The organism is Leptotrichia sp. (assembly GCF_057270615.1).
Genome location: NZ_DBHIXN010000096.1, coordinates 1 through 4,259 on the forward strand (window position 1 = coordinate 1; position 4,259 = coordinate 4,259).

At 26.7% G+C, this 4,259-nt stretch carries 2 protein-coding genes, 1 other RNA gene and 1 pseudogene; all 4 read right to left on the reverse strand.

Annotated features, from left to right (window positions below; translation table 11 throughout):
• Window positions 1–54 precede the first annotated feature (54 nt).
• Window positions 55–261 (reverse strand): annotated as a pseudogene (locus ACO409_RS10365) (transposase); the annotation flags it as partial.
• A gap of 126 nt (window positions 262–387) precedes the next feature.
• Window positions 388–1,047 carry an SGNH/GDSL hydrolase family protein gene (locus tag ACO409_RS10370; protein ID WP_485557004.1) on the reverse strand — a complete coding sequence of 220 codons (660 nt, stop codon included), beginning with the start codon at window positions 1,045–1,047 and terminating at the stop codon, window positions 388–390.
• A 176-nt stretch (window positions 1,048–1,223) separates the two neighbouring features.
• Window positions 1,224–3,488 (reverse strand): glycogen/starch/alpha-glucan family phosphorylase, encoded by a 2,265-nt coding sequence (gene glgP / locus ACO409_RS10375; RefSeq protein WP_485557006.1) that lies wholly within the window; start codon window positions 3,486–3,488, stop codon window positions 1,224–1,226.
• A 307-nt stretch (window positions 3,489–3,795) separates the two neighbouring features.
• An RNA gene (rnpB, locus tag ACO409_RS10380) (RNase P RNA component class A) lies at window positions 3,796–4,156 on the reverse strand.
• Window positions 4,157–4,259 lie beyond the last annotated feature (103 nt).

The window sequence follows — 4,259 nt, forward strand, 5'->3', positions numbered from 1 at the left end:
CTTTTAGAAGCGGGAGCTTCTTGGGAAGTATCTTCTTTTGTTAGCCAAATATATTTACCAAGCTCTTCGGGTAGTTCCTACCCTGTCTTTTTTTATATTCAAATCCTCGACAATCACAGCATTATGTTCTTTGGACAATTTTTTCGATAATTTATGTAAAAAATCTCTTCGGCAATTTTTAATATACTCATGTAATTTTGATATTTTCAATTTTTGTCTATACCAATTTTTAGAAAATTTTACTTTCCTTAATAATGCTTTTTGTAATTTCTTTTTTTCAACTTTTTAAAAAAAAAGCAATTCATCTCTCACTTATAGAAAGCCTGCGACTTCTTGCTATCTTTTTGTTAAAATTGTGAATACTTTTAATTTAGTGAAATAATAATTTTATTTTGTATTTTTTATTATATTTCTTAAGTCTATTATTTTTTCAGTTTTTCCATCATTATTTTTTAAAGTTGAAGAATTATTTTGCAAAGAATCATTTTTATTAATGTCTTTGTTTTCTTCAAGATAATGTTTTTTAATTTCGTTAGTTAAAAAATCTGCATAATATTTTTGACCTTTGTCATTTGGATGAGTTCTATCTTTGTAAAAATATTGATTTTTACCTTTTGCATAAGAATACCAATCTATAAGATAGGCATTTGGATATTGAGAAACTTTTTCTTTAAGTTTTTTGTTTACTTCTTGTTCCCATGGATCTTTATGAGCAGTGTTCATAAAGAATACATCTTTACCATTTGCCATTTCCATAACATAGTCAAAATCTTTATCTGTAAATTTTCCATTTGTTCCAAGGTGAACAACCAATGTAGTTTTTAATTTCCCATTTTCAACTAATTTTGTAACAATCCCTGGAAGTGTTGAAAATTGACGCGAAATTTTTGTGTCAAAATAAGGATTTTTAAAATTAGGAGCAATATACTGCTTACTACTATCCATTATTGAATCTCCTACAAATACAATATTTTCTGGAACTTCGCCAGCAACAATAATTCCAGAACCAAAAATTAATACAACTAGCATAAATAAAATTTTTTTCATAAAATTTCTCCCTTTTTATATTTTTAATATAAGTTATTATAAAATATAATTTTACTTTTGTCAAATATTTCAAAAAGTTTAAATTTAATTAATTATTATTAAAAAATCAAAAAAATAAAAGACTAACTTTTAAAAAGTAATCATTTAAAGATAGTCTCTTATTTAATTTAAATTAATTATTTAGTTTTCCAAATTTCGTCTTCATATTGTGCAATTGTTCTATCTGATGAAAAGAATCCTGATTTTGCCATGTTATTTATTACTTTTTTATACCATAAGTCTTTGTTTTCATAGTCTTTAAACATTTTTTCTTTTGTATTATAATAATCTTCAAAGTCAATTAATGTCATAAACCAGTCTTTATTTATAAGCTCATTTTGAAGTCTTTCCAGTCTTTCTTTGTTTCCTGCTTTTATTAACTCATCTGAAGTTATAAAATCAACTGCTTCTTTTATTCCATCTTGTTTATAATAATCTTTTGAAACATAACCTGAAGTTTCATATAATTTTATTATTTCATCACTTTGTTTTCCAAAAATATAGATATTGTCCTCGCCTACAAGATCGTAAATTTCCACATTTGCTCCGTCCATTGTTCCAAGTGTCAATGCTCCATTTAGCATAAATTTCATATTTCCAGTTCCGCTGGCTTCTTTTGAAGCAAGTGAGATTTGCTCAGAAATATCTGTTGCTGGAATAATTTTTTCAGCTAATCCTACATTATAATTTTCAACTAAATAAACATTTAAGTATTTGTTTACTTCTGGATCGTTATTTATAATTTCTGATAGACAAAGTATCAAGTGGATTATGTCTTGGGCAATGATATAGGCTGGTGCAGCTTTTCCACCAAATAATACTGTTATTTTTGTTTCAGGTAATTTTCCATTTTTAATATCTAAATATTTTTTGATTACATATAAAGCATTCATTTGTTGACGTTTATATTCGTGGAATCTTTTAATTTGAGTATCAATGATACTATTTTCATCTATAATAATTCCTTGTGTATGTTTTAAGTATTTTTTCAATTTAATCTTATTTTCGTGTTTAATTTGTGATAATTTTTCATACACATTTTTATCGTCTACAAATTTCAAAAGTTCCTTTAATTGTTCAGCATCTTTTAAATAACCTGTACCAATTAATTCTTTGAAGTAATCAGCCAAGTCTTCATTACAGCTTTCAAGCCATCTTCTAAATGTAATTCCATTTGTCTTGTTATTAAATTTTTCAGGATAAATTTCATAGAAATCCTTAAGTTCACTATTTTTCAATATTTCAGTATGCAAATAAGCAACTCCGTTTACACTTGAAGAAAAGTGAATATCCATATTTGCCATGTGGACTCTATTTTGGTCATCTATAATTTGTACCTTTTTATTTGAATATTTAGCTTTTATAATTTTATCAAGTTTTTTTATAATTTCAACAATATTCGGCACAACTTCTTCTAGATAATCTAAAGGCCATTTTTCCAATGCTTCTGCTAAAATTGTATGATTTGTATATCCTGTCATTTTTGTTACAATTTCCATTGCTTCATCAAAAGAAATATTATGTTCTTCAGTCATGATACGAATTAATTCAGGAATTATCATACTTGGATGTGTATCATTAATTTGAACAAAAGCATAATCTGCTAAATCATGAATGTTGCTTCCTTTTTCAGTTGCTTCAGCAATAATCAATCTAGCTGCATTTGATACCATAAAATATTGTTGATAAATACGTAGCAATTCCCCTTTTTTTGTACTGTCATCAGGGTATAGGAATAATGTTAGATTTTTTTCAATATTTTCTTCATCGAATGAAATACCGTCTTTTATTAAATTATAGTCAATACTTTCAATGTCAAATAAATTTAAGTAATTTTTTGTATCTCTTTCATATCCTAAAATGTCAATTCTTTTTAATTTTGAACGTAAAGTGAAGTTTTTGAATTTAACATCATATCCGATATTTGTATCTCTTAACCAGCTTTCATCTTCAATCCAGTAGTTTGCTTCAGCCTTTTGCTCATTATTTCTAAAAACTTGCTTGAATAATCCGCAATGATAGTTAAGTCCAACTCCTTCTCCATTAATTCCTAGAGTTGACATTGAATCAACGAAACAAGAAGCAAGTCTTCCAAGTCCACCATTTCCCAATGAAGGTTCTGTTTCAACTTCTTCAACATGGCTTAAATTTTTCCCTGCAGCCTTCAATTCATCTCTAACTTCTTTATAAATCCCCAAATTGATCAAGTTGTTTGATAATAATTTTCCAATTAGAAATTCTGCAGAAATATAATATATTTTCTTTTTAGATTCATTTTTAGTTTTTTCATCTGCTCTTTCCTTAATATATTCAAGTAACTTATAGTAAATTTCTTGATTTGTCATTTCACTTAATTGTTTTTCATTTTTTTTATTTAAAAAATCTGTAAATTTATAATTCACTGTCTTAATTATCTCCTTTTAAATTTTATTTTTATTTTATAATATTTTTTTATATAGTTTTAACCGCTTCAAAACTGAAAAACTAAAATAGATAAACCTGCAGCTTGAGTATACAGTCTTAATTTTTATGTCCAATTTTAAAGTTGTCTTATTATGTTAAACGTATTATATAACTATTTTTTTAATTTGTCAATACATTTACGTAAATGTAAACAAAAGGCTTAAAATATAGCTTAATAGGTATCTTTGCAAAAAATTTTTTTTAAAATATCAAAAAAAATAAAAAAACCCAGAAAAATTTCTGAGTCTTATAGGCTTTGGTATAAGCCGGATTCTGTATTAGTTAATCATTTATCTAAATCAATAATTGCTTATGGATTTTAGCGAGCTACCAATCAAGCCAAGACGGGCCGTCTCTTAACAGCTTTCTGCTTGCCCTTGCTTTGAGAGGGGTTTACCTAGCTAATTTAATCTCTTAAATTACTGGTAGTCTCTTGCACTGCCTTTTCACCCTTACCTAAAAAAAATCAGGCGGTTTCTTTTCTGTGGCACTTTCCTTAGGATTTCTCCCAGCAGCCGTTAGCTGCCTCTCTTGCCCTGCAAAGTCCAGACTTTCCTCTTAAAAATTTTTGTTCTAAAAATTCTCAAGCGATTAACTCCAAAACCTGAACTTATATTACCATTTTTTTGTTATATTTGTCAATTTATTCTTTTATTTTGACAGAGTAAAAAATATAGGGGCAAATAAATTTAATCAAATTTTTAATTAAC

Bases quoted from the DNA above. Each gene is read 5' to 3' on its own strand.
- ACO409_RS10370 (WP_485557004.1), bottom strand. From the start codon at position 1,047: ATGAAAAAAATTTTATTTATGCTAGTTGTATTAATTTTTGGTTCTGGA.